The sequence below is a fragment of the Actinomycetota bacterium genome (genome assembly GCA_035759705.1).
Taxonomy (GTDB): domain Bacteria; phylum Actinomycetota; class CADDZG01; order JAHWKV01; family JAHWKV01; genus JAJCYE01.
The window spans coordinates 1-23684 of the sequence record DASTUJ010000087.1 but is presented as its reverse complement, the minus strand read 5'-3'; the positions used below and the strand labels follow the sequence as shown (position 1 = coordinate 23684).

The 23684-nt window shown below is 64.8% G+C and carries 28 protein-coding genes; 15 read left to right on the top strand and 13 right to left on the bottom strand.

Annotated features, from left to right (window positions below; translation table 11 throughout):
- The 3 genes from VFV09_05995 to VFV09_05985 all read left to right on the top strand — a co-directional run.
- Positions 1-459 (top strand): ABC transporter ATP-binding protein (locus tag VFV09_05995; GenBank protein HEU4867266.1); only part of this gene is annotated, 459 nt, incomplete at its 5' end.
- A complete protein-coding gene (locus VFV09_05990; protein HEU4867265.1) occupies positions 449-1246 on the top strand; it encodes an ABC transporter permease subunit in 798 nt (265 codons plus the stop codon). The genes VFV09_05995 and VFV09_05990, both read left to right, overlap by 11 nt.
- A 189-nt stretch (positions 1247-1435) precedes the next feature.
- The gene (locus tag VFV09_05985; GenBank protein ID HEU4867264.1) at positions 1436-1801 is read left to right on the top strand and encodes a DUF1003 domain-containing protein; all 366 of its coding nucleotides are present in this window, start codon (positions 1436-1438) and stop codon (positions 1799-1801) included.
- Here the strand turns inward: VFV09_05985 and VFV09_05980 are convergent.
- A complete protein-coding gene (locus VFV09_05980; protein HEU4867263.1) occupies positions 1798-2310 on the bottom strand; it encodes a universal stress protein in 513 nt (170 codons plus the stop codon). The two genes, VFV09_05985 and VFV09_05980, sit on opposite strands and share 4 nt — an antisense overlap.
- Before the next feature lie 193 nt (positions 2311-2503).
- Here VFV09_05980 and VFV09_05975 point away from each other — a divergent pair, with 193 nt between their 5' ends.
- Together VFV09_05975 and VFV09_05970 are read left to right on the top strand one after the other, a co-directional pair.
- Complete coding sequence (locus VFV09_05975) at positions 2504-2734, top strand: CBS domain-containing protein (protein HEU4867262.1); 231 nt, start codon at positions 2504-2506, stop codon at positions 2732-2734.
- Between the two features lie 52 nt (positions 2735-2786).
- Positions 2787-3260 carry a flavodoxin domain-containing protein gene (locus tag VFV09_05970; GenBank protein HEU4867261.1) on the top strand — a complete coding sequence of 158 codons (474 nt, stop codon included), beginning with the start codon at positions 2787-2789 and terminating at the stop codon, positions 3258-3260.
- A gap of 214 nt (positions 3261-3474) precedes the next feature.
- Here the strand turns inward: VFV09_05970 and VFV09_05965 are convergent, their stop codons facing one another.
- A complete protein-coding gene (locus VFV09_05965; GenBank protein ID HEU4867260.1) occupies positions 3475-4134 on the bottom strand; it encodes a LiaF domain-containing protein in 660 nt (219 codons plus the stop codon).
- Between the two features lie 227 nt (positions 4135-4361).
- Between VFV09_05965 and VFV09_05960 the strand changes: the two genes are divergently transcribed.
- Positions 4362-5246: a universal stress protein gene (locus VFV09_05960; GenBank protein HEU4867259.1), complete on the top strand. Its 885-nt coding sequence runs from the start codon at positions 4362-4364 to the stop codon at positions 5244-5246.
- A gap of 59 nt (positions 5247-5305) precedes the next feature.
- Here the strand turns inward: VFV09_05960 and VFV09_05955 are convergent, their stop codons facing one another.
- From VFV09_05955 to VFV09_05930, 6 genes are read right to left on the bottom strand one after another with little or no spacing between them, the layout of a single operon-like run.
- Complete coding sequence (locus VFV09_05955) at positions 5306-5479, bottom strand: hypothetical protein (protein HEU4867258.1); 174 nt, start codon at positions 5477-5479, stop codon at positions 5306-5308.
- Positions 5476-6102: a LiaF domain-containing protein gene (locus VFV09_05950; protein ID HEU4867257.1), complete on the bottom strand. Its 627-nt coding sequence runs from the start codon at positions 6100-6102 to the stop codon at positions 5476-5478. The genes VFV09_05955 and VFV09_05950 overlap by 4 nt, the downstream gene beginning before the upstream one ends.
- Positions 6099-6524: a PspC domain-containing protein gene (locus tag VFV09_05945; protein ID HEU4867256.1), complete on the bottom strand. Its 426-nt coding sequence runs from the start codon at positions 6522-6524 to the stop codon at positions 6099-6101. Before VFV09_05945 ends, VFV09_05950 begins: the two co-directional genes overlap by 4 nt.
- 48 nt (positions 6525-6572) lie before the next feature.
- Positions 6573-7481, bottom strand: coding sequence for a hypothetical protein (locus VFV09_05940; protein HEU4867255.1), 909 nt, complete (start codon positions 7479-7481; stop codon positions 6573-6575).
- A 1-nt stretch (position 7482) separates the two neighbouring features.
- Positions 7483-7872: a spore germination protein GerW family protein gene (locus tag VFV09_05935; protein HEU4867254.1), complete on the bottom strand. Its 390-nt coding sequence runs from the start codon at positions 7870-7872 to the stop codon at positions 7483-7485.
- Between the two features lie 25 nt (positions 7873-7897).
- Entirely contained in the window at positions 7898-8356 is a 459-nt protein-coding gene (locus VFV09_05930) for a hypothetical protein (protein ID HEU4867253.1), read from the bottom strand.
- 195 nt (positions 8357-8551) lie between these two features.
- On the opposite strand from VFV09_05930, the gene VFV09_05925 reads away from it, so the two are divergent.
- The 3 genes from VFV09_05925 to VFV09_05915 all read left to right on the top strand — a co-directional run bounded on the left by VFV09_05925 (position 8552) and on the right by VFV09_05915 (position 11725).
- A complete protein-coding gene (locus VFV09_05925) occupies positions 8552-9025 on the top strand; it encodes a hypothetical protein (protein ID HEU4867252.1) in 474 nt (157 codons plus the stop codon).
- A 325-nt stretch (positions 9026-9350) separates the two neighbouring features.
- The gene (locus VFV09_05920; GenBank protein ID HEU4867251.1) at positions 9351-10973 is read left to right on the top strand and encodes a GAF domain-containing sensor histidine kinase; all 1623 of its coding nucleotides are present in this window, start codon (positions 9351-9353) and stop codon (positions 10971-10973) included.
- A gap of 116 nt (positions 10974-11089) precedes the next feature.
- Entirely contained in the window at positions 11090-11725 is a 636-nt protein-coding gene (locus VFV09_05915) for a response regulator transcription factor (protein HEU4867250.1), read from the top strand.
- On the opposite strand, the gene VFV09_05910 is transcribed toward VFV09_05915, so the two are convergent.
- The 5 genes from VFV09_05910 to VFV09_05890 are packed head-to-tail and all read right to left on the bottom strand — an operon-like array spanning position 11726 to position 18260.
- Positions 11726-12832, bottom strand: coding sequence for an acetate/propionate family kinase (locus tag VFV09_05910; protein HEU4867249.1), 1107 nt, complete (start codon positions 12830-12832; stop codon positions 11726-11728).
- Positions 12814-15189 (bottom strand): phosphoketolase family protein, encoded by a 2376-nt coding sequence (locus VFV09_05905; GenBank protein ID HEU4867248.1) that lies wholly within the window; start codon positions 15187-15189, stop codon positions 12814-12816. Before VFV09_05905 ends, VFV09_05910 begins: the two co-directional genes overlap by 19 nt.
- Positions 15186-16694: an AAA family ATPase gene (locus tag VFV09_05900; GenBank protein HEU4867247.1), complete on the bottom strand. Its 1509-nt coding sequence runs from the start codon at positions 16692-16694 to the stop codon at positions 15186-15188. Before VFV09_05900 ends, VFV09_05905 begins: the two co-directional genes overlap by 4 nt.
- Positions 16695-16716: 22 nt before the next feature.
- Positions 16717-17595 carry a type II CAAX endopeptidase family protein gene (locus VFV09_05895; protein HEU4867246.1) on the bottom strand — a complete coding sequence of 293 codons (879 nt, stop codon included), beginning with the start codon at positions 17593-17595 and terminating at the stop codon, positions 16717-16719.
- Positions 17596-17597: 2 nt separating this feature from the next.
- Positions 17598-18260, bottom strand: coding sequence for a LiaF domain-containing protein (locus tag VFV09_05890; GenBank protein HEU4867245.1), 663 nt, complete (start codon positions 18258-18260; stop codon positions 17598-17600).
- Positions 18261-18422: 162 nt separating this feature from the next.
- On the opposite strand from VFV09_05890, the gene VFV09_05885 reads away from it, so the two are divergent.
- The 6 genes from VFV09_05885 to VFV09_05860 all read left to right on the top strand — a co-directional run.
- A complete protein-coding gene (locus tag VFV09_05885; protein HEU4867244.1) occupies positions 18423-19154 on the top strand; it encodes a hypothetical protein in 732 nt (243 codons plus the stop codon).
- The gene (locus VFV09_05880; GenBank protein HEU4867243.1) at positions 19155-20597 is read left to right on the top strand and encodes a DUF4389 domain-containing protein; all 1443 of its coding nucleotides are present in this window, start codon (positions 19155-19157) and stop codon (positions 20595-20597) included.
- 172 nt (positions 20598-20769) lie between these two features.
- Entirely contained in the window at positions 20770-21510 is a 741-nt protein-coding gene (locus VFV09_05875) for a DUF6544 family protein (GenBank protein ID HEU4867242.1), read from the top strand.
- A gap of 120 nt (positions 21511-21630) precedes the next feature.
- Entirely contained in the window at positions 21631-22320 is a 690-nt protein-coding gene (locus VFV09_05870) for a hypothetical protein (protein HEU4867241.1), read from the top strand.
- Between the two features lie 31 nt (positions 22321-22351).
- Entirely contained in the window at positions 22352-23143 is a 792-nt protein-coding gene (locus tag VFV09_05865; GenBank protein ID HEU4867240.1) for an SDR family oxidoreductase, read from the top strand.
- On the top strand, positions 23140-23684 hold a 545-nt coding region (locus tag VFV09_05860; protein ID HEU4867239.1), incomplete at its 3' end, for a hypothetical protein. The genes VFV09_05865 and VFV09_05860, both read left to right, overlap by 4 nt.

Here is a 23684-nt window from a genome sequence, read left to right as displayed (position 1 = left end):
GAGCTGTTGATCCTGGACGAGCCCACCCGGGGCCTGGACCCGATGATGCAGCACAAGGTCCAGGAGCTCGTCCGGCAGGTGGCCGCAGACGGGCGCACGGTGTTTCTTTCGTCGCACGTCCTCTCGGAGGTAGAGCGGGTTGCGGACAGGGTGGGCATTTTGCGGGAGGGCCGGCTCGTTGCGGTCGAGTTGATGTCCGACCTAAAGCGCAGGGCGGTCCGGAGGGTGGACGTGACCTTTGCCGGTCAGGTGGATCCCGACGCACTTGGCGGAGCTCCCGGCATCAAGGCTGCGGAGCAGGTGGGGCCGATGGTCCGCCTCGTCGTGGATGGCTCGATGGACGGGCTGATCAAGGCCCTGGCCCGTTACGACGTAGTGAACCTCGTCACTCACGAGCCCGACCTGGAAGAGATTTTCATGGGCTATTACAGCAAGGAGGGAAGCGGCGATGCTGCGTAGCGTTTTCGGCAAAACTCTTCACGACCGCCGGGTATCCACGCTGGCGTGGACCGCGGGGCTGACCGGCATGACGGTCATGTATCTGGCCATATTTCCGAGCATCCGGGGCCAGCTACCCCAACTTCAGCAGATGCTCGACGCCTACCCGGACGCCCTTAAGTCAATCTTCGGCATGCAGGAGATGACTACCCTGACCGGATACCTGGACGTGGAGATGTTCAGCATGACCGCTCCACTGTTGTTTCTCATGGCGGCCATAGGTTTCGGGTCCTCCGCCACGACCAAGGAGGAGTCCGAGAAGACCATCGATCTCCTGTTGTCCGCCCCCGTGACCCGAAGCCGCGTGGTTGTGGAGAAGTTCGGGTCTTTCGCAGTCGGCATGATCGCCATGTCCGGCGGACTGTTCTTGACGCTGGCAGTGGGGAGCCGGCTGATCGACGAACCACTGAATTTGGGCAACCTGGCGGCGGCCGTTTTGGGGGCAATGCTCCTCGGAACCCAGTTCGGGGCAGTAGCGCTTTTGGTGGGGTGCGCCACCGGCCGGCGGGGCATCGCCATCGCCGTCTCATCCGCTTTGGCCCTGGGCGCCTTCCTGCTCAACTCGCTGGCGCCGTTGGTCGACTGGCTGAGCGATTACCAGAAGCTTTCGCCTCTGTACCACTCCAGCGGCTTCCAGCCCCTTCGCAATGGACCCAGTCCGGCGAGTGCCGCCGTCCTGGTCATCTCGGCGGCCTTGTTCCTGGGGCTTGCGGTGATGACCTTCGAGCGGCGGGACCTCGCTGCCTGAGCTCTCGATTCGCCGTCCCGAAACGGCCGTCTCTTAGGATCGCTCCCAGCAGGTCGGATTCGGGGGATCGATAGAGCGGGAGGGTGCTGCATGAGTTCGGGCTCAGACGGAAGGCAACATCCGGTCAACCTGAGGCACACCGACGGTCGGACTACCGGCGAAAGAGTAGCGGATGCGCTCGCTGCCAGGGTGGGATCCTGGCCCTTCATAATCCTGCAGTCCTCGATACTTTCGCTCTGGATCCTCTACAACGGCTTCGTGGCCGTGCAAGTGATGCGGGGAAAGCCTTTCGACCCCTTTCCCTTCATCCTTCTCAACCTGGTGCTCTCTTTCCAGGCGGCGTACACCGGGCCGATAGTGATGATGTCGCAGAACCGTCAGGCGGCCAAGGACCGGGATATGGCGGAGCACGACTACGAGGTCAACCAGCGTTCCTTCGACCACCTGTGCTGGCAGAACGATCAGATTCTGCGGCTGCTTGAGGCACTGCAGACCACGCCCACCTCCGAACCGCCGGGAGGCCGCACCCCGAAGCCGGCTCCGGGCGACCTTTAGGGAACCACCAGGATCGGCACCGGCGTGTGTTTGACCAGGTGGGTGGAGACGCTTCCGAGCAGAAGCCTTGACATTCCGCCCATGCCCGCCCTCCCTACCACCAGAAGGTCGGGATGCCATTCGCCGACTTCTTCGAGGATCTGCTCTGCCGGGTTCCCCAGGCGGCTGGTCCGCTCAACCTCGCAACTGGACTTCTTGAGGAGCTCCAAAGGCTCACGAAATACCTGCCTGATGATGGACCTCAGGCGTTCCTGCCTCTCCGGCTCGTCGCTCAGTGGTCCCCACTCCCCCGTGTAGGCAGCGAATTCGTAGCTTTGTACGGTAATGACCCGCACCTTCGACCCGGGTGAAACCATCGCCGCCACGATGTTGGCTGCTTTAGCCGAATGCTTCGAGCCGTCACAGGCCAAGAGAACCTTGCGGGGCCACGGACTGATCAGCTCGTCATCGGCCCGAGCTCCTGCTTGCTGGGTGCTGCCGGTCCCTTCAATTTTGCCGATCGTCTCCATGTCGCCTCCCGGTTGTGATTCAGCATGTTGTCGATTGTGAGTCGCCGGCCCCTCAGCCGGCAGGGTCGATCGACCCCATCTTTCCGGGACCAAAGCCTTGAGCGTGGCTGGAGGTCCCAAGATTGATGTGACTTTCGGCCCTGGTTTCGCACCCGGATTCGTAGGAATCTGGAACGAATCGGAGGAGGTTCAGATGGAATCCAATGAATTCGCCGTTTCCGCGGACCGGCATCTCTCCCTGGCCGAGGCGGCTAGAACCCTGGCTGCCCGGCTAATGGACTCCCTAACGGTGTTGGACCGGTACGGAAAGGTCGAGGGTTACGCCACGAAAGAGGACATCCTCGGAGCAATAGCCCGCGGGGAGGATCCGGAAAAGGTCACCCTGGAATCGGTGATGAAATCTGCATCGAACCCCGATGGATAATCCGGCACGGCTGCCGGGCACCCATACGCGTGCTCCTAAAACCAGCTTTAGAGTGCTGGTCACAGTCGCCCATGGGACGCCTGTTGAAATATCGCAGCTGCTTGCCCAGACGTTTATGGCGTCGGGATTCGACACAACACTTATGTCTTTGGAAGACATCACCTCTCTGGACGAATACGACGCAGTGGTGGCCGGCAGCGCCGTCCAGAACGGCCGTTGGATCGGCGCTGCAAAAGAGTTCGTCAGGGACCACAAGCGTCAACTCCGCCACCGCATGGTGTGGTTGTTCTCGAGCGGGTCGACCGGAAACACCGAGCTGGAATCGAAGTCGGAGTTGAGTCTGTTGAACTCCCTCGCCGACCCCCTGGAACACAAACTGTTCGACTCAGAACTCGATTTGGGCCCGGATTCCGGTGTTGCCGGGGTGTTTGACCGAGCCGGCTGTAGTCCCGACGAGGTTCGCCGTTGGGCACTACACGTGGGCGGCGCCCTCAGCGTGGCCTCGTCGTCCCCAGCGGCGCATTAGGAGCATTTGTTTCACCTGGAGTCCTTGGGGCGCTCACTCGGACGTCCCGCCCCAGTGCGGTACGTGCCAAACGCTCGAGTAAGGGAAATGAGGCTTCCACCCAGGATTGCGAGTGCCAGAAAGACCACCGAGTTCAATTCCAGGTAGCCGAGCCGTTCGGCGAGGGTGACCAAACCTAGCGCAAGGAATACTCCTCCGGACGTTCGCCCGAAGGTCATCGCCGGACCTCGATTGAGCCGGCGCCCACTGAAAGGTCGAGCCGAAGAATCTCCGTGGCGTTGGTAACGCTCTCGCTGGTCACCAGGGTCGCTCCAAGGACGCTGCGCTGCTGCCCGAACAAATTGACCGAACCAATCCCTGCTCGGGCCTTGACTTGGACATCGACCTCCGCCGGAACAGTGACGACCAGGGTGCCTGCACCGATGGTCGCAGATACGTAGCCCGCTCCTTCAGGGTCGGTCTCAGTCAGGTCGACGTGCAGTGTCCCCATGACATGAGTGATTTCAATCCCATCGGAGGTTGCCGTCTGCGGGGCCACCGACCGGCTTCCGAAGGTGCGCCCGAGCTGCCAGCCCGGGGGCGTGACGTACTGCAGAAAGATCAAGGCGATCAAAATAAGTCCGGCAGGCACCAGCAGGCGCGTCAACCGGGTTCTTTTTGCTGCTAGCAGAATGACGCCGGTTGCGGAGAGCAGCGCAGGCACCAAAAGGCGCAGGTCGGTGCCGGCCCAGGCCACCAGGGCCACTCCCAGCGCACCGGCAACAACCGTAAGGGCAGTTGAGGTGTTGTTCCGGCGCCCTGCAGAGGAATGACGGGTCATCGGCCCCGTGGAATGCGCCGGGTGCCCGCCTGCCGTCCGATCGGCCAGTCTCATCGAGTTCTCCTTCACCGCACCTGCCATACCGATCATGGTGCCGAACGCCGCCGCAACCCTAGGGCCGATTGGCCCGGCGATTTCAGGTCTTTCGGACCGGGGGGCGTCCCCGTTTCTTAGGGCACAAAGTCCCCCGGATCCAGGTCTGAACGGCCCTTAGACGTGTCTCGTAGCGGCGCGAGCCTGAAGGTAAGCATTGGAGGTTTCGACGAGAGGCAGGTGGAGCGATGAAGATTCTGTTTGCAACCGATGGTTCGGAGGCGTCCGGGGCGGCGGCCAAACTGCTGATGGCATCGGCACAACCGTCCGACAGCGAGATCACAATCCTCTCGGTAGCGGACAGCCTGCCCATGTTCCCGGAGACCTACATTTTGGCTCCCGACCTGACCGAGAAGGTTCGCGCAGCCTCGCAGGCTGTGGTGGACCGGACGGTGGCCGGATTCGAGGAGCAGGGTTTCACCGTCCAGGGCGAGGTGGTCGAAGGTCTGCCGGGCCGGTCCATCGTCGAAAGAGCCCGAGAGGGGATGTTCGACCTGGTGGTGGTAGGCGCGGGGAGTCATAGCTGGCTGGGGCACATCCTCCTGGGCAGCGTAAGCACCTGCGTCCTCCACAACAGCCCCGTCTCGGTTCTGGTCGTTCACGAACCGCCGAGGACTGAGGGCAAGCTGAAGGTCCTGGTTGCTACGGACGGATCCGGGGCTGCAGGTGCGGCCGTCTCGGACTTCGCCTCGCTGGTGGACCCGTCACGCTGCGAGGTCACGGTCGTCTCAGTCGCCAAGATCCCCTACACGATGGCGGGCGGATATCCCTACCCCTCAATGGTCGGCTTAGATCCGGCGCTTGTCGGCGACTACACCGAGAAGGCAAAAGAGAAAGCGGACCGGATGGGAGAGGTCCTGCGTCGGGCGGGATTTCAGACTGAGACGGTTGCAACCGACGGTTCACCTCATCACCTGGTCCTGGAGGAGGCGGACAAAGGCGGCTTCGACCTGGTTGTCGTAGGCTCCCGCGGACATGGGCCTGTGCTCCGGGGAATTCTGGGCTCGGTCAGCGACGCTGCCGCCCGGCACGCGCACGCAACACTCGTCGGACGTACCAACCGCCCGGAGTGAACCGGGCAAAAAAAGCGAGGCCGGACTTTCGATCCGGCCTCGTGTACGTAGGGGGTTGACTACCGGGCGTGGGTGTCGCCGGGCTCCGTTCGGAACATCATGGTCGTGCCGATGCTTATCAGCACCACCGACGCAAACGCCGTTGCGCTCAGGCTGAGGTAGCCGAGCCGGTCGCCGGTGAACAAGAGGGCAATTATCAGAAACCATGCTCCTGCGATCTTCGTTTGAATCATCGCCGCACCTCCACAGTTCCCATTCCAACCGACAGTTGAAGCTCGAGAACGTCGCCATCGGCGCGACCCGGGGAACGGTAGTTGAGCGCGGGAGCCACGCCGCTTCGCTCACTTCCGAAGACGCTGAGGTCGCCCATGCCGGCGGTTGCCCGGATGTCCACTTTCATCCCTTCCGGAACCCGTACAACGAGCTCTCCCATGCCTACGGAGGCGGTGACACTCCGCGAACCAACTAGGTCCAGCCGGCGAAGATCCACCTCGAGGTTGCCCATTCCGTGCCTGTAGTCGTTTTTCAGCTCGGAGCCGGTTGCCGGTAAGAACGAGCGGTTTCCCACGCTGGCGCCCGGCTGCAGGCTCCTCGGAACGAGTGTGCCCAGGAACATGATGGCAATGAGGACAAAGCCCAGAGGCATCAAACCGCCGGCCGAATGTCCCCCCACACCGGCGATCATCGCAATCCCGATCAAGCCGAGAATGCCGGGAAGGACGTAGAACCAGTCGACGCGACCGACGCCTGCAGTCTCCAAAAGCCAAAGTACGCCTACTCCGACGAGTGTGATTCCGGTAAGCGCACGCCCCCTCGACAGGCGGGAGAATCCCCCTGAAGTGTGTGAGACGGTCATTTCGTTCCCTCCCTACTACGGCTTCCCGTAATCACGAAAATGCCGAGTCCCACGAGCAGTGCGGGCCAGAACAGGCGGTCGAACCATGGTGCCACCATGTCTGCCAGCAGCCCCAGCCCTATTGCTACGAAGAGGGCTCCGATCACCAACGACGCTGGGTTGGTGGACCTGGCCTCGGGACTCGGAGGCGTAGATTGTCCCTCCGGCATGAGGATCCAGGCGACCAGGTAAATCGGAACGCCGGCTCCGCCGCCAGCCAGGGCGAGGATGACGAATGCGATTCGAAACACAATGGGGTCCAGACCGAAGTACACGCCCAGCCCGCCGCAGACCCCTCCAACTACCCTGTCGGTTCTGCTCCTGCGCAGAACCCTGGACGTTCCGGACTGTGTGGTGCCCGGATCTGTGCCTGCCATGGCCATGAGCCACCTCCTTTGTTCGCTTGATTCGATGTTTTGTTCAGAAGCGCTTTACCTGAGGCCTCCCGCAAAGCGTCCTCGACGGCCGGGGCGGTTCAGGTGGAAACGGCTCAGGTACTCGTCCAGGGCGCCGGACAGCTCCCAGCGCTTCTCCCCGGTTCGAGCGTGGATCAGCAAGCCCATCCCCGCGATCCCCAGACCCGCCAGCAGCATCGCGGGCTGGAGAACCATCCCGTAGTCCAGCATCGTCAGCTGGCCGACTATCCACGCAGCCAGGAGGGCGCCGGCTGCCGCCGCCGCCAGCCCCGAGACCGACCGGCGGAAAGTAATCACTGCCGCTGCTGCGAGCATCGGTAGGGCTACGAAGGCAAGGAGCAGGATCCCTGGGATCACCCAGGACGAAAACGGAGTCTTCTCCAGGTAACCGCCCGGAACGAAATCGTCGTTGGTCATGAGAGCCACTCCGCCGAAGAAGCCCGCGAAGGCCATGAGTGCGGTCACCGCCAGGGTGGAAAACCTGAGAACCACGCCGGGACTCTTACCTCCCAGGTGCCCAAAAGTCATGTCATAAAGGCTCTTGTCGTATTCCCGGCCCAGCACCGGAATGAGGCTCAATGCCAGCACCAGGTTGACGGCACCGTACCAGCTGAGGAACGGCACCAACCCCACGATCCAGGCCATCGATGCCGCCAGGCCCAGGCGGGCCCGGTACCCCTTGGACAGGATCAGGGCGCCGACAACGGCCTCCATAACCACCACGGCAGCGATCAGCCCCGCGGCGAAGGGCATGAGTGCCCGAAGCAGGGTGTCTGCCCCCGGAACCGAAAGCCCTTCGAAGGCTTCCAGGACCTTTTCGGAGTTGGGCAGCGTGACCACCGCGTTGAAGACTGCCGAAGCCACGAAGAACAGTCCCCACCCAATTCGGTAGCCGTTGGCTACCTTCGCCTTCGTACCGGTCATCTCACGATCCTTTCTTGATCAGGTGCTTGCGTCCGAACCTGGCCTTGCGTCCCGAGCTCCTTGGAGCCCATGACCTCGAAACGACCAGGGCCACCACTGCGGTCAGCTGTGCGCCGAGGATCACGCGGTTGAGGTCGAAAGAGGGAACCCAGGTGACCTTCTCCCCACGGATCACGTAGACGCCGACGGGAGCGGCGTGGAGGATGAGCCCGCCCCCCTCGCCCTCGCCCTGGTGGCTCTCGCTCTTGTCGTCGCCTCCGCCGCCGCCTACGGCGCCGCGGATACGTGCCGCCGGGACGACCGTGACGCCGTTCTGCACGTACGGCTCGCCGAAGACCCGCCGAACCGTCATGGTTTCCTGGCCTTTGCCTATGAACTCTTTGAGATCCATCGTTTTCCTCCTGGGTCGACAGTGCCTAGCGAGCGGTCCGTGGGAGTCGGGCCCGCCGAACCGCAGCCGGCATGAAAGCGGTGGCGATCGGGACCAGAACCCAAAGCTTTCCGTCGGCGAGGTTGTAGTTGGCAACGATCTCGGAGAGGTTCACTCCGGTTGCGAACCCGAACACAAACTCGAACGCAACGGTTGCTGCGGCCCACGCGAACCCGATGGCCAGGGCCTGGCGGGCTGAGGGGATGGGCCACCGGCTCTCGAGGAGGGCAACCCAAGCCCCTATCAGCAGGATCAGTGCAATGGACGCAATCTGGTGGGCGGCCTGCTCGCCCACGGCGTCCACGTAGGCGACCTCTCGAACCGTGGCATTCAGCAGGGCCAGGGCTACCGCTCCCAGCCACGCCAAGGACCACTTGCGCCAGAGGGCACGGTCGGCGGCGGCCGGGACGGAGGTTCTGGAGAGGTTTTCGGTGTGCAGAGTCATCTCATCTCCCTTCAGTTGTCCCGGAGATGACTTTGTCAGCGGATCCGTCGCCCAGATAGGGCCGAAGGTCCTGTGGAGGAGGGGACGGGTGGTCTGGCCGGCCGAACCGGCGTCAGGACCAATTCGTCATGAGGCCCGGGAGTACAGGGTCTTTAGTCACTTACTCTGCGAGGGGACCGGCCGCACACTGACTCCATGCTTATCTACTGTTACGAGCCGTTGGGTCTCCCGTTCGATGCTGCGCTGCCGGCTTTTCTGCGCGCCGTCGACGACGAGCAGGTGCACAGGACCCTGTTCAGGGGGGAGCCGGACCGGCCCGCAATTCTCCCGGGCGAGATCGGTGGCCATCTGAACCTGGGTGAGCTCAACCTGGGACCGCCCACCGAGGAGGACGGACGGGTGGCCGTCCCAATACAGTGCTCCACCGAGGACCCATCGTTGATCGCCATGGTGGGAGAGATCACGTTGAGCCGGCTGGGGCCGGCGCTCTGCCACCTCTCGCTGAACAGCTCCATAACCGGAAGACTTGCAGCCGGCTTTATGTACAACCGGAACTTTCAGATGGCGGCAGAGCTGGCTGTGGCGGAGTTCCTCGGCAAGTTGGCCCGGGCCGTGGAGGTCCTTGCTCCGTCGGGTCACGGGAGAGGCCCGGGAAGCTGTTCGGCCTAAGCTTCAGCCGTTCGAGCAGTCAGTTTCCGGGGGACGGAACCACCCACGGCTAAGAAGCCGCGTACCGGAACCGAACGCTTCTTTCCCGCCGATAACCCGGTTCATGGTGGCCTTTTGTCGAAAAACCTGAACACCGTTCCTCTGTGGATCAGCAGGAGGTACCGAGCGCAATTTCTGTTCAATTTTGGGCAGATCTGAGGCAGAATGATCTGAGCTTCCGGTCATGCTTAAGACACTAGGTGCGCCGGAACAAGGCGCGGCAGGGCCAGTGCCTTCGGGACCAATGGCCGGCAACATCTGTCTGCGTAATAGGACTGGGTAGACGATGGCACAACTTGGTCGCGGCACGCGTCACGAACGCCTTCTTCAAGCCGCACTCCAGTTGACGGCAGAGCACTCCACCCAGACCGTGCTCCAGCGCATCGTGGAGATGGCCGCCGAGCTTACCGGGGCCCGTTATGCCGCACTCGGGGTAATAAACCGCGAGGGCTGGCTCTCCGATTTCCTGACGACCGGCCTTTCCCAGGAAGAACGCCAGCGGATCGGACCCCTTCCGCAGGGCCACGGCATCCTGGGCGCGCTGATCAAGGACCCCCGCCCGCTCCGGCTCGACGAGATCAGCCGGGACCCCCGGTCCTACGGATTCCCGCCCAACCACCCGCCGATGTCGACGTTTCTCGGCGGGCCGATCAAGGCCCGGGGCGAGGTTTTCGGCAACATCTACCTGACGGAGAAGGAGGGCGGCGGCAACTTCACCGAGGACGACGAGAAGACCCTTATGTTGCTGGCCGCGCAGGCAGGGGCGGCCATCGACAACGCAAGGTTGTTCGAGGCCAACGAGCTGCGTCAGCGACGGCTGGAGGTGAGCCGGACCATCTCGGCGGCAATTCTAGAGAACTCCGATACCGCCGAGGTCCTTGGGCTGGTCGCCCGGTACGCCTGCGAGCTCGCCCAGGCCGACCTGGCCACGATCTCCACCCCGGCGGGCGACGGCGAATCTCTTGTGATTGTCGCGGCAGAGGGGGAGGGCGCCGAGCAGTTCCGCAACCTCAAAATCCCCCTCGCCGGCTCCCTCTCGGGGGCGGCCATCCAGGCGGGAGAGGCGTTCATAGTGCCGGACGCCGGAAACGACCCACGAATTCACCGGCCGGATGGTGTGAAAATGCCGCCTTCCGGGCCCGCAATGCTTCTGCCACTGTCGGCCGGAGGCAAGATCTTCGGAGCGATGGCGGTGGTGCGGTTCGGCACCAACCGGCCGTTTCTCCAGGAGGACCTCGCCCCCATCTCCAACCTGGCCGCACAGGCAGCGGTGGCTCTGGAATACGGCCGCACCCAGGACCAGCTGCGCCGGCTCGCCGTCCTCGAAGACCGTGAACGGATTGCCCGGGACCTGCACGACGGCGCGATCCAGTCGCTATTTGCAGTCGGTATGAACCTGCAGGCCACCGCCGCCATGGCAGAGGCATCGGATGTTGCCGACCGGATCGCTTACGCCGTCGACGAGCTGGACCGGGTCATCAAGGAGCTGCGCAACTACATCTTCGGCCTTCGTTCCCAACTGTCGGCCCGCCAGTTGGACGATGCCCTCCGGAGCTTGGCCTCCGACTTCCAGGAAAGGAGCGGGGTGCTGACGATCGTCGAGATCGATGAGGAAATCGCAGCAGAATTTCAGAGCGATGCGAGCGAAATCGTCCAGCTGACCCGAGAGGCCCTTTCGAACGTGGCCCGGCACGCGCAGGCTACGAGCTGCCGGGTGAGCCTGTACCACCAGGACGGGGTAGCGCTCCTGGAGGTAGACGATGACGGGATCGGTTTCGACCCCAGCGTTCGGGGGAAGGGCTTCGGGTTGGAGAACCTAAAGCAGCGAGCCAGCCTACTGGGCGGCGACGTAGAGTTGCGCTCCACCGCCGAGGCGGGTACCTGCCTTCGCGTCCTTCTGCCTAGATGACAAACCTAAAAGTCCTATCAAGGCAGGGCCATTAGGCCCTAAGAAGCCGTTTTACCGTGCCTTACAGTCGGGATTCTTAACAGGGAGGCGGCGTGGATCAAGCAAAGTTGAGGGTCATGCTGGTAGACGACCACGAGATAGTCCGCCGTGGGATCCAGCAGCTCCTGGACGCCGAGGAGGACCTGAGCGTGGTGGCCGAGGCCGGCACGGTCAGGGATGCCGTGTCCGAGGCATCCATCGCCCGGCCGGACGTCATCGTCATGGACGTCAGGCTGGCGGGTGGGAGCGGCATCGAGGCCACGCGGGAGATTCGCAGCAGCCTGCCCGAGACGAAGGTCCTGATGCTCACCTCGTTCGCCGACGACGAGGCTGTGCTGGCCTCCATCCTGGCCGGCGCTTCCGGGTACGTCCGGAAGCAGATCCAGGGCGACGCCCTGCTTCGGGCCATCCGGGCGGTAGGGCGGGGAGAAAGCCTGCTCGACTCACAGATAACCGCACCAATCCTCGAGCGCCTCCGTAAGGGCAAGCACCTGGTTGGCGACGAGAAGCTCCAGCGGCTCTCTGGCCAGGAGGAACGCATCCTGGCGATGCTGGCCGAGGGCCACACCAACCGGGAGATCGGCGATGAGCTGGATCTCGCCGAGAAGACAATCAAGAACTACGTCTCCAGCATCCTGAGCAAGCTGGGCGTGAACCGCAGGGCGGAGGCCGCCGCCTATTTCGTGCGGCGCACCACAACGCCCGGGTCCTAGTTAGCCGTTCAAGACGCGGCGTACCTCCCGAACCATCTCCAGGTCCTCGCGGGCCGTAACCACCCATGCCGGGGTTCGAGCCTCCGAGGTCGAGATGCCGGCGTCGCCGGCAGCCTTATTGTTCCTCTCCGGGTCCAGCTCGACTCCGAGGAACCCCAGGTTCCGGCAAGATAAGTCTCGCATCCGGGAGGAAGACTCCCCGACGCCTCCGGTAAAGACCACCGCGTCCACGCCGCCCATGGAGGCCGACATTGCAGCTATCCCGCTCCGGACCCGGGCAGCGTAGGTATCGATCGCTACCCTGCAGTGGACATCGCCGGCGTCCGCAGCAGCGAAGATCTCCCGGGTGTCGGCCGAGCGGCCGCTCATCCCAAGCAACCCGGAGGAGTGCTCCAGCTTGTGGGTCATCTCGGCCGGCGACAGACCCAGCTCTTCCTGCAGCCACAGCAGGGCGCCGGGGTCGACCGACCCGCTCCGGGTGGCCATGATCAGCCCTTCCAGCGGGGTGAAGCCCATGGTGGTGTCCACCGAGCGGCCCCCGTCGACGGCCGCCAGTGAGGCCCCGGCGCCGAGGTGGCAGGTGACGACCTTCAGGCCCCCCGGTCTCTGTCCCATCAACTCGGCGATCCGCCGGGAGGCATAGGAGTGGCTGAGGCCGTGAAACCCGTAGCGCCTTACGCCCAGGTCTTCGGTCCACTCCCAGGGGATCCCGTAGACCGAGGCTTCGGGCGGAAGGGTGCTGTGGAAGGCGGTGTCGAAGCAGGCGACCGCCGGCACGCTCGGCCGGAGGCTCTGGAGGGTGCGGATTCCGTCGATGGCCGGCGGGTTGTGAAGCGGCGCCAGTGGGGTCAGTTTTTCCAGCTCGGCGACCACGCGGTCATCGACGACCACCGCCGACCGGAACCGGCTTCCTCCGTGCACCACCCGGTGCGCCGACACCTCGAAGTCGGGCCAGGCCTCTATGAGTCGCTGCAGTTCGCCCCATCCCTCGTCGCCCGGCTGGAGGTTCGCCGAAGCGACCACCTCGTCGTGACCGTCGAGCATCCGGACCTTCAGGCTGCTCGAGCCGGCGTTCACCACCAGGATGTTCAGGAGGGCCAGGTCCAATCCCGAACCTCCGGCGGGTCCTCCCCGTGTTCGTACGCATAGGCCCGGGCGCGAAGCCGGGCGTCGGCCATCTCCTGACGCAGGTGGGAAGCCCGGGTACCGAGCTTGGGGACCCGGTCGATGACGTCCATGACCAGGTGGTAGCGGTCCAGGTCGTTCATGATCACCATGCCGAACGGCGTCGTGGTTGTCCCCTCCTCCTTGTAGCCCCGGACGTGCAGGTTGTCGTGGTTGGTCCGCCGGTAGGCAAGCTGGTGGATCAGCGACGGGTACCCGTGGTAGGCGAAGATCATCGGACGGTCGGTGGTGAACAGAACGTCGAACTCGGCGTCGCTCAAACCGTGGGGGTGTTCCCTCTCCGGTTGAAGCCTCATGAGGTCGACGATGTTGATCACCCGGACCTTCAGATCCGGTAGCCGTCGACGGAGGATGTCGACCGCAGCGAGCGTTTCCAGCGTCGGGACGTCCCCGGCGCAGGCCATGACGACGTCCGGCAGCTCGCCCTCGTCGTTGGAGGCCCACTCCCAGATGCCGACACCGCGGGTGCAGTGGGCGATGGCATCCTCCATCGACAGCCAGCTCGGCTGCGGCTGCTTTCCGGCGACCACCACGTTGACGTAGTGACGGCTGCGCAGGCAGTGGTCCATGACCGATAGAAGGGTGTTGGCGTCCGGCGGCAGGTAGACCCGGATGATCGACGCCTTCTTGTTGACCACGTGGTCGATGAACCCGGGGTCCTGGTGCGAAAAGCCGTTGTGGTCCTGCCGCCAGACGTGGGAGCTCAACAGATAGGTGAGCGACGGGAGAGGCCGCCGCCACGGGACCTCGGCCGTCACCTTCAGCCACTTGGCGTGCTGGTTGAACATCGAGTCGACGATGTGGATGAACGCCTCGTAGCAGTTGAATATGCCGTGGCGGCCGGTCAGAAGGTAACCCTCGAGCCAGCCCTGGCACAGGTGCTCGCTCAGCACCTCCATGACCCGCCCGTCGGCCGCCAGGTGGTCGTCGTCGGGGCTGCTGCCGCCCATCCAGGCCCGGTCGGTCACCTCGAACACCGGAGAGAGGCGGTTGGAGGCCGTCTCGTCGGGGCCGAAGATGCGGAAGTTGCGGGCGCCGGCGTTACGCTCGACGACATCGCGGAGGAACTTGCCGAGCACCCGGGTGGGCTCGTCCATCGAGCCTCCCGGCTTTTTGACCTCGACGCCGTGGTCGTGAAAATCGGGCAACGACAGGTCGGAGTGGCTGCCGGCGTTCGTTTCCGGATTGGCGCTGATCCTCCGGTTCCCCTCGGGGGCGGCGGCCAGGATACGCCCCACCGGCCGGCCGGTGGGATCGAACAGTTCCTCGGGACGGTAGCTGCGAAGCCACGCCTCCAGGGCGGCGAGCTCGTCCGGGTTGGCCCGCACCTTGGCCAGGGGGACCTGGTGCGAGCGGTAGGTGCCCTCGATCTTTACCCCCCCGACCTCCTTGGGGCCGGTCCAGCCTTTGGGGCTGGCCAGGACGATCATCGGCCAGGCAGGCCGGTTGGTCGCGCCCGAGGTTCGGGCGGCTTCCTGGATCTCTGCTATGTCGTCCAGTGCGCGCTCCAGCGTGCCCGCCATCCTGGTATGCATCTCCTCCGGATCGCTGCCTTCGACGAAGTAGGGGCGGTGGCCGTAGCCCTCCATCAGGCGTTTCAGCTCGTCCCTGGGGATGCGGTCCAAAACTGTAGGGTTGGCAATCTTCCAGCCGTTGAGGTGCAGTACCGGTAGAACCGCACCGTCGGTGGCCGGGTTCAGGAACTTGTTGGAGTGCCAGCCGGCGGCCAGGGGGCCGGTCTCCGCCTCCCCGTCGCCGACGACGCAGAGCACCACCAGATCCGGGTTGTCGAACGCCGCTCCATAGGCGTGGACCAGGGAGTACCCGAGCTCGCCGCCCTCGTGGATCGACCCGGGGACCTCGGCCGTGACGTGGCTGCCTACGCCGCCGGGGAAGGAGAACTGGTGGAAGAGCCGGAGCATGCCCTCCTCGCTGAGAGGTACCTGCGGGTAGACCTCGGAGTAGGTCCCCTCCAGCCAGGCATTGGCTACGGCGGCGGGCCCGCCGTGGCCGGGGCCGACGACCCACATGCAGTTGAGGTCGCGAATCCGGACAACTCTGGACATGTGGGCGTAGAGGAAGTTGAGGCCGGGGGTGGTGCCCCAGTGGCCGAGAAGCCGGGGCTTGACGTGCTCCAGGCGAAGGGGCTCCCGAAGGAGCGGGTTGTCCAAAAGATAGATCTGGCCGACGGACAGATAGTTGGCGGCTCGCCACCACAGGTCGAGGTCTTCAAGGTCCTTCGCCTTGAGCTCTGAGGTCGCGGTTTTTGGAGCGCTCATTTGGGCCTGTCTCTGGTCGATAGCTTCTTCGAGACTATCTGCGCAGCACTTTCCAGCGTCGAATCTGGTTCGCCCGATGTATCCAGATGTTCCGCCTCCGGCCACGGATCAAACTCTGCAGCCATCGCCCGGGCGACCTGAGCCGTGGCGTCGGACGGGTCGTCCCCCCGGAGGGAGCGGGCGGCGATGCGCTGCTCGGCGACCTGACTCGGGGCCCGGCACTCCAGCTGTACCAGTCGGGCGAAGGTCTTCCGGGCCAGGCCGGCAGCCCCCTCCCGCCGCTCCTCCGAAGACCAGGAGGCGTCCAGTACGACCGAGTACCCCTGCCCGAGAAGTGGCCTTGCCCGCTCGACCAGCGCATCGTAGGTTGCCGAGGTCAGGTCCGCGCCGTAGAGCCCCTCCCGGTAGGCGGCCGGTTGATGGCTGGACGCCGTGACGCCCGCCAACTCCTTGCGGACCTCGTCGGAGCGCAGGACTATCCAACCCCGTTCCTCGGCCAGGGTCCGGGCCACCGTGGACTTGCCGGTGCCGGGGAGGCCGCCGACAAGCACCAGGCTGACCTGCCCGGCCTCCAGGTGGCGGAGGGAAATTTCCAGAAGGGTGGCTGCCTCGGCCAGCGCCTCCTGGTCGCCCTGTTCGAAGCGCATGCCGGCGACCTTGGCCCGCACGTGGGCCCGGTAGGCCCGGTAGTGGTGGGAGAGCGACTCGGGGTGGCTCTCGCCGGAGGCATCCACGTAAGCCTGCAGGAACTTCTCGCCCAGCTCCTTCCCCGCGATCCGCTCCAGGTCCATGGCCAGAAAGCCGGCGTCGTCCAGCACGTCGACGTACCGGAGGTGGTCGTCGAACTCCAGGCAGTCCAGGATCCGGGGGCCGTCGTCCAGGCAGTAGATGTCGTCGGCAAGGAGGTCGCCGTGGCCGTCCCGGATGCGGCCGCCGGCGATGCGGGCTTCGAAAAGCGGCCCGCGCCCCGCCAGGTAGGTGCGAACCAGCCCGGCGATCCGCTCGGGCAGGTTCGGGTCCTCGAGATTGGCTGCGAAGTCCTCAAGCTGGGCGATGTTCGCGTCCCAGCGGGCGGCTACCGCATCCCGGGTGCACTCCGCGTCGATCTCCGGCCCCGCCGGCGACACCCGGTGAAAGCCGGCAACCGCCTCAGCCAGCTGTTCGAGGCATTCCTCGCAGCGACCCTCCCGGGCGAGCGTAGACAACCGGCGGTCCGGCGGCATACGGCGCATCACCACCAGCGAGTCGCAGACCTCCCCCTCGGGTCCCAGGACCTGGGCCACACCGAGGTACACGTCCGGAGCGAACCGGCGGTTCAGCTCAACCTCCCGCTCGCAGGCCTTAAGCCGAAGTTCGGGGGTCGAGAAGTCCAAAAAGGGGGTCCGGATGGCCTTCTTCAGCTTGTACGCCCGGTCGCCGGCAAACACAAGCAGCGACACGTGGGTTTGGGTCGCAAATGGGTCGAGTCCGCCTTCAGGGGCCGGCTCGGGGTGCCACCGGGTCATCCGACGGGCCTTCCGTATCGACTTAGACCTGCTGCCGGGTTCCATCTTCCTCCATGAGAACCGAGGTGACACCGCTGCCCCGGGTCAACATGGACCTACGGTTGATCGCAACGACTACCACAGCGGCGATCACGTAGACCAGCGTGTCCCAGGGCTGGGCGTCGGGCCACATCGGGTTGTTGACCTGGAAGTGGAACAGCGCCGCCACCAGGATGCTGCCCCGGGCGGAGTTGAACATCGGGGTGACGATCACCGCAAGCGCCAGGACGCCGACCACGTAGGGGGCGAACGACCACGAGCTCTGGGGTGTTCCGCTGAGCAGGAAGGCGGGGGCATGCCACAGTCCCCAGAACGCTCCGAGGATCAAACTCGCCCAAAGCGGAGCAAACCGCCGTTGGAGAAGCGGCAGGGCCACGCCCCTCCAGCCAAGCTCCTCGACCGGACCGATCACCATGGCAATCGCCAGCGCCGGGAAGAGCCCGTACCAGGGCGAGAAGGGGAACGGGTCCGAGAAGGTGCCCTTAAGGGCGGCTCCCGCATACACGATCGCCGGTATCCCAAAGATCAGGAAGGCCCACCAGGGGGCCGGCATCCGCCAGAGGGTCAGGCGCTTGAGGTAGCCGGCCAGGCCCTTGGCGCCGTAGTGACGTCCAACCAGGAAGATTCCGGCGATAGCCGGCGAGTACACCACGAAGACGAACAGCGGGTTGGTGTACCCGATCTCGCCGAAGACCGACTCCACCTGTTCCTGGAACAGGATCGCCAGTGCCGCCACGCCCCAACCGAGTCCGAAGCTAATCGAGAAGAAGCTCACCAGGCTCCGGACGGTGATCTCCGGCCTCGGCTTGTCACCTACCCTGTGATCCCCGGCTGCGGGCGCCGCTCCGGGTGCGCCGGCCAACCTCAACCCGCCTTGTTCGCTACGGTGACACCGCCGAAGATGCTGGTGGCGTTCACGCGCAGGGTCGGGGCCCCGGGCGCCGGCTCGGACTGGCTCTTGGTCTTGTCCTCGAACCCCCCGAAGATCGGGATGCCCCCCATCTGGATCCTCCAGCCCTCCGGGACCAGGACGTCGACCCCTCCGAACAGCGCCGTGGCGTCGACCGTAGCCTCGTCGTCGATGTGCGCCTCGCGCAGGTCGAGCGTTGCCCCGCCGAAGATGGCCGACACGTCGGCGTGGGTCAGGTGCTCGGATTGATTCCGGATCTTGCTCTCACCGAACAGCGCAACCGACTGGCGCCCGGCCGCCTTGCCGGGGGCAGAGTGGTTCAAGGAGCTCACGAAGATTGCGACGCCGACTCCGAGGAGCACGAGTGGACCAGCCGCACTGGCGTCCATCAGGCCCAGTCGCCCCAGGAGAAGCAGCGCACCGATGCCGGTTACGAGGGAGGGGCCGAATGAAATCCGCCGCTCGGAGGCCATGGTGATCAGACCCAACGTGATGAGCGCAACCGGCCACCACCGCGACACCGTGTCTTCCCAACTCAGGATTCCCAGGACATCCATCATGCCGAAAGCCCCCAGCGTCACCAGCAGAAGGCCCAGCCACATCCGTACCGGCTTCATGTCACGGCCCCTTTCGTTTGTTGTCCAACACCATGACTTTGCGCCCGGGCGATTTCGCAAAGTAGGGCCAAGGGTCCCTCGCGACTCCGGACCTTTGACTCTGTTTACGGAGGGGTGAATGCATGAGGCTTGCACCCGTTTCCGGATTTGAAGGAGAGCATCATGAGGACCAAGACGAGGATCGTCGGCATTGTCATGGCGTGCGCTGCCGCCGTCGCGGCGGTCTTTGCGGCCGCCGTAAGGCTGTTCGGCTGGGTTGGCTTCGCCGTTTGCACAGCCACCGCCGCCCTGAAGATCGCCTTATATGTGCGATACGTCCGCCCGCGGCACTCACGCTGGGGAGCCACGGACGGGGAGGTTGCCCGGGCGATGCCGGGGGACGACATCATCCCCGAGGCTCACTCGACCACCCGGGCGATATCGGTTGACTGCCCGCCGGAGGAGCTCTGGCGCTGGCTGGTCCAGATCGGGTACGGCCGGGGCGGCTGGTACAGCTACGACTGGATCGACAACGACGGCAAGCCGAGCCTGGACCATATCGACCCTGCACTGCAGGATCTGAAGGTCGGGGACCGCATCGACATGCTGCCGGGGTTTGGGCCCACCGTCCGGGAACTGGTCCCGAACCACCACTTCGTCGCCGGTGACGTCGAGGCCGGCACCTGGTGCCTGGCGATCTACCCGGAAGGCCCCGGCAGCCGGCTGGTTAGCCGCTGGCGGCAGAACTGGACTGCCGGCGGCCTCGGGGCCAAATTCTTCATATCCATAGCGGACCCCGGCGCTTTTCTGATGGAGCAGAAGATGCTGCGCACCCTCCGAGACCGCGCCGGCCACAACGCTGCGCCAGCCGAATCCCTGGCAGCAGCTTCGTCATCGAAATCCAAGGAGGTATAGATGTCCTCACAGCTCACCTATCCGGTCAGGGTTGAGGCCCGGCTGGACGAAAACCTGTCTCGCTGGCTCTGGCTGGTGAAGTGGTTTCTTGCGATCCCGCACTACGTCGTCCTGGCGTTTCTCTGGCTGGCATTCGTGGTCTCGAGCGTCGCAGCGTTCTTCGCAATCCTGTTCACCGGTAGTTATCCCCGGGCAATCTTCGACTTCAACGTCGGGGTCCTGAGGTGGAACTGGCGGGTGGCGTACTACGCCTACGGGGCCCTGGGAACCGACCGATACCCGCCCTTCACGCTGGAGGAAGTCGCGGAATACCCGGTCCACCTGTCTATCGACTACCCCGAGAAGCTCTCCCGGGGCCTGGTTCTGGTCAAGTGGTGGCTGTTGGCCATTCCCCACTACATAATCGTCGGCCTGCTGGCAGGCGGCGCCTGGGTTGCCGTCGAGGGTGACAACTGGGAGGTCGGGGGGTTCGGCCTGATCTCGCTGCTCGCACTCGTGGCCGGTGTGATCCTGCTGTTCACCGGCAGGTATCCGGCGCAGCTGTTCGACTTCCTTTTGGGCCTCAACCGCTGGGTGCTCCGGGTGGCGGCGTACGCGGGTTTGATGACCGACGTCTATCCGCCCTTCCGGCTGGACTCGGGCGGGAACGAGCCGGGTTCGGCAATGACGATGCAGTCATACGGCTCCTCCTCACCGGCAGCCGGTCCGGTTTCCGGGCCGTCGGGCGCCGGGATCTCAGGCGCTGATTCCGGGAAAACCGGTTGGACCTCGGGACCGGTGATCAGCCTGGTCGCCGGTTCGCTGTTCGGGCTGATGTCGTTCGGCGTCCTGGCCGCCGCGGTCGTGGTCTTCTCGGTCGACGGCAATCGCGAGGATGGATTCGTAACCACACCGTCAGCCGATTTCAGCACCGAGGCCTATGCGGTGGTGGCCGAAGGGCTGGAGGTGTACCTGGAAGGTACCGACCGAGTGGTCCCGGAAGCGATCATCGGCGATGTGCGTGTGGACATTACCGGGGCGGAAAAACCGGTTTTCGTTGGGATAGCCCGCAGCTCCGACGTCGACCGGTACCTGAGCGGCGTCTCGTACTCCGAGGTCCCGGACCTGTCCCGGGAGGATGGCCGCAACCTTCCGGCCACCGCCGGGGGAGGGCCTTCTGCCTCGCCTGCGAGCCAGCCCTTCTGGGCCGCGTCGAGTGAAGGCCCCGGCAGTCGGGAAATTCGGTGGCCGGTCGAAAACGGCACCTGGTCGGTGGTGATCATGAACGCAGATGCGTCACCGGGATTGGAGTTCCGAGGAGACATAGGAGCCGAGGTCCCGATCCTCCGGCCTATCTACATCGGCCTGTTCATCGTGGGCAACGTCTTGCTGGTCGCAGCCATCGTCCTGATTGTCGCCGCGGTCAGGCGGGCCGGCCGAAAGTCCTCCTGGGTCGGGCCGTGAGCTCCGCACCGGCGGCACACGTGGCGCCGGGCCTGCGGAAGGCGGATTCGCCGGCCGGCTCGGCAGGCGCCCTCTCACTGGATTTCGGCATGCATACGCTCTTCTGGCCTTGGCCCGCGGCCGTCGTGGCGGGAAAGCGTTTGCTGCCCGGGACTGAGGGGACACTGAAGGTGTGAGCGGTCTCAAGGAGATGGAGCGGGAGCTTATCCGCCCTGCGGAGCAGAAGGGGTTCTCGCCCGACGAGCTGGACGGGCTGCCGGAGCCCGCCCAAAGGTACTTCAGCGCCGCGATTGCGCCGGGCACGCCGGTTGCCACCTCGGCGAGGCTGCGCATGAAGGGTCAGATCAAGGTCAAAAGGTGGCTGCCGTTCCGCGCTCGCCAGATCCTGAGCCCGCACGTGGGCTTCGTCTGGGCCGGCCGGGCCGGAGGGGTGATCGCAGGCTCGGACAGTTACTTCGAGGGGAAGGGACTGCTCGATTGGAAGCTGGCCGGGCTCAAAACGGTGGCCCACGCCGAGGGGTCCGACGTATCTCGCAGCGCAGCCGGGCGCGGCGGCGCCGAGGCCATCTGGCTGCCCACGGCGCTGCTTCCACGATTCGGGGTCCGGTGGACTGCCGAAGGACCGGACCGGATCACGGCGGCTTACTCGCTGGGGGAGACGCGGCTGGAACTCCACCTTCGTATAGACGAAGAGGGGCGGGTGGTCTCCCTGGTGTTCGACCGCTGGGGGGACCCGGACGGCACCGGGACCTTCGGTGAACACCCTTTCGGAGGCGAAATCACCGGATACAAGACCTTCGACGGTTTGACGATCCCGTCGGCCGGCCGGCTCGGGTGGCACTACGGTACCGACCGCTGGCCCGAGGGCGAGTTCTTCCGTTACGAGATCGTTGAGCTGGACCCGGTGGCCTAGTCCATGCGAGACCGCAAAAAAGGTACTAGGACCCGGACAACCAAGGCCATCCGGCCCTAACCAAGAACCCCGCCGGGTGGTGGACTGAACTTCCGAGCCAGACAAAACGGGAGGAGTCCAATGCCGGAAATACTGAAGGTCACGCTGAATCTGATCATCCTGGGCACGCCCCTCGTGCTGGGACTGTTAGCCGTCAGAAACCTGATCCTCGTCTTCCGCCGGGATGAGGATCGCGGGCGAAGGGCCCTGCTGGTAAAGCGGGCGGGCCTCGGCATCATGGGAGCCTTCGGCTTCGTCGTCGCAGCCTTTGCCATCGGAGAGCCGCTTGCCGACCCGGGCGGATGGCTGGGCGTCGGTATGGTCGCCTCTTGGCTGGTGCCTCTCGCGGGCATCGGCTTTCTAATTCGGTTCAAGCCGTCAGTGGCGCAGGTGATGCTGATAGTGCTCACGGCAGCGGCGGTTTCCCTGGCCGTGTGGGGGATCTTTGATGAGAACCTTCGGGATCTGGAGGACCGCAATGGGCCGTTCACGCTGATCCCCCTGCTGGTCGTTGCCATTGCCGCCGCCGGTCTGGGTTACTACCGGCCGACTCCCGCAGCCATGATGCTGATGGCTTGCGCACTGGTCCCGCCGGCAGCTTCCGTATTCAGCCCGGTTGAAGCGGGTCCCGGGACCGAGCTGTACGCAATCGTCGGCCTGCCGATGCTGGTTACGGCAGTCCTCTACCTGGTTTCCGACCGCATCTCCGGCGGGGTCCTGGGGAGCCGGATCTCCCGGAGCACCCATCTGGGCCGGCCCATGTCGGCGTGATCCGGGTCACTGAATCTGTAAAGGAGCTGAAATGACTTTTCCATTCGACCTGACCGGCAAGAACGCCGTCGTCACCGGGGGCGCCATGGGCATCGGTTTGGGGATCGCCGAGTCCTTCGTCGAGGCCGGCGCCAACGTGCTGATCGCCGACCTCGACGGGGACGCTGCGAGGGCTGCGGCCGAGAAGCTGGTCCAGGGGCCCGGCAAGGCCGCCTGGATCGGTGCCGACGTGTCCGCCGACGGGGCCGGCCAGGCGATGGTCGACGAGTGCGTCCGGCAGTTCGGGTCGCTGGACATCTTCGTAAACAACGCCGGCATCTACCCGATGGTGCCGGCGCTCGAGATGACGCCCGAGATGTTCGACCGGGTCTATCGCGTGAACCTCAAGGGCCTGGTCTTCTGCTCCAAAGCGGCGGCGTCCCGGATGATCGAGCAGGGCGCCGGAGGAAGGATCGTGAACATCGGTTCCATCGACAGCTTCCACCCCTCGGCCGTGGGGCTTGCGGCCTACGACTCGTCCAAGGGTGCGGTCCTGATGTTCACGAAGAACCTGGCCCTCGAACTGGCCCCCCACCGCATCCTGGTGAACATGATCGCCCCCGGAGGGATCGAGACGCCCGGCGCCACCAGGCCGCTGCAGGCGGGCCAGATGGCTCCGGATCAAATGGAGGCGATGAGAAAGATGTTCATGCAGCAAATCCCCCTGGGGCGCTTCGGAACTCCCCGGGAGATCGGCAATGCAGCGGTGTTCTTTGCCTCCCCGGCTTCCGACTACGTCACCGGGACGGCGTTGGTCGTAGACGGAGGGAGGCTCCTCAAATGACCCAGATTCTTGATGCCCGCACGGTTCAGTCGGTCGCCCATATGCAGGACCAAATTGGGATCCTGTCGATCTACATGCAGTTACGGGACGACGCCTCGGGGGCCTGGTGCGCCGACGCCTCACGAATCGAGATCGAGAACCAGCTGCGGGATCTGGACGACATCGCCCGTGCCTACGGGGACCACGACTACATCGCTGCGCTTCAGGGCTGTGTCGAGTGGATCAAGCCCCTGATCGAGTCCCTGGCCGGCCCCATTGCGGAGGGCCACAGCTGCGCCATCTTTTCCGGTCTTAAGTCGGCCGAGGTGGTTCAGGTTCCCTGCGTCACCTCTCTTCCGAATCTGGCACGCCTCGGCCCGGTTGCGTATCTTTCCCCCTTGCTGGTCGCCGAAGCTGCCGGCCATCCTTTCGGAGTGGTTGCCCTGCACCGGGATGAGGCGCGGGTCTTCGGGTTCGCGAACGGAACCGGCGAGCAGCTGGCACGGCTCGTTCTGGAGCCGGATTCAGGCGACTGGAGGCGGCTGGACGTGCCGGCATTCTC

What these genes read in the sequence shown, in the direction of transcription:
- VFV09_05990 (HEU4867265.1), top strand. Translation starts at nt 449, where the DNA reads ATGCTGCGTAGCGTTTTCGGCAAAACTCTTCACGACCGCCGGGTATCC.
- VFV09_05980 (HEU4867263.1), bottom strand. Translation starts at nt 2,310, where the DNA reads ATGGAGACGATCGGCAAAATTGAAGGGACCGGCAGCACCCAGCAAGCA.
- VFV09_05975 (HEU4867262.1), top strand. Translation starts at nt 2,504, where the DNA reads ATGGAATCCAATGAATTCGCCGTTTCCGCGGACCGGCATCTCTCCCTG.
- VFV09_05965 (HEU4867260.1), bottom strand. Translation starts at nt 4,134, where the DNA reads ATGAGACTGGCCGATCGGACGGCAGGCGGGCACCCGGCGCATTCCACG.
- VFV09_05960 (HEU4867259.1), top strand. Translation starts at nt 4,362, where the DNA reads ATGAAGATTCTGTTTGCAACCGATGGTTCGGAGGCGTCCGGGGCGGCG.
- VFV09_05955 (HEU4867258.1), bottom strand. Translation starts at nt 5,479, where the DNA reads ATGATTCAAACGAAGATCGCAGGAGCATGGTTTCTGATAATTGCCCTC.
- VFV09_05950 (HEU4867257.1), bottom strand. Translation starts at nt 6,102, where the DNA reads ATGACCGTCTCACACACTTCAGGGGGATTCTCCCGCCTGTCGAGGGGG.
- VFV09_05945 (HEU4867256.1), bottom strand. Translation starts at nt 6,524, where the DNA reads ATGGCCATGGCAGGCACAGATCCGGGCACCACACAGTCCGGAACGTCC.
- VFV09_05940 (HEU4867255.1), bottom strand. Translation starts at nt 7,481, where the DNA reads ATGACCGGTACGAAGGCGAAGGTAGCCAACGGCTACCGAATTGGGTGG.
- VFV09_05935 (HEU4867254.1), bottom strand. Translation starts at nt 7,872, where the DNA reads ATGGATCTCAAAGAGTTCATAGGCAAAGGCCAGGAAACCATGACGGTT.
- VFV09_05930 (HEU4867253.1), bottom strand. Translation starts at nt 8,356, where the DNA reads ATGACTCTGCACACCGAAAACCTCTCCAGAACCTCCGTCCCGGCCGCC.
- VFV09_05925 (HEU4867252.1), top strand. Translation starts at nt 8,552, where the DNA reads ATGCTTATCTACTGTTACGAGCCGTTGGGTCTCCCGTTCGATGCTGCG.
- VFV09_05920 (HEU4867251.1), top strand. Translation starts at nt 9,351, where the DNA reads ATGGCACAACTTGGTCGCGGCACGCGTCACGAACGCCTTCTTCAAGCC.
- VFV09_05915 (HEU4867250.1), top strand. Translation starts at nt 11,090, where the DNA reads ATGCTGGTAGACGACCACGAGATAGTCCGCCGTGGGATCCAGCAGCTC.
- VFV09_05905 (HEU4867248.1), bottom strand. Translation starts at nt 15,189, where the DNA reads ATGAGCGCTCCAAAAACCGCGACCTCAGAGCTCAAGGCGAAGGACCTT.
- VFV09_05900 (HEU4867247.1), bottom strand. Translation starts at nt 16,694, where the DNA reads ATGACCCGGTGGCACCCCGAGCCGGCCCCTGAAGGCGGACTCGACCCA.
- VFV09_05890 (HEU4867245.1), bottom strand. Translation starts at nt 18,260, where the DNA reads ATGAAGCCGGTACGGATGTGGCTGGGCCTTCTGCTGGTGACGCTGGGG.
- VFV09_05885 (HEU4867244.1), top strand. Translation starts at nt 18,423, where the DNA reads ATGAGGACCAAGACGAGGATCGTCGGCATTGTCATGGCGTGCGCTGCC.
- VFV09_05880 (HEU4867243.1), top strand. Translation starts at nt 19,155, where the DNA reads ATGTCCTCACAGCTCACCTATCCGGTCAGGGTTGAGGCCCGGCTGGAC.
- VFV09_05870 (HEU4867241.1), top strand. Translation starts at nt 21,631, where the DNA reads ATGCCGGAAATACTGAAGGTCACGCTGAATCTGATCATCCTGGGCACG.
- VFV09_05865 (HEU4867240.1), top strand. Translation starts at nt 22,352, where the DNA reads ATGACTTTTCCATTCGACCTGACCGGCAAGAACGCCGTCGTCACCGGG.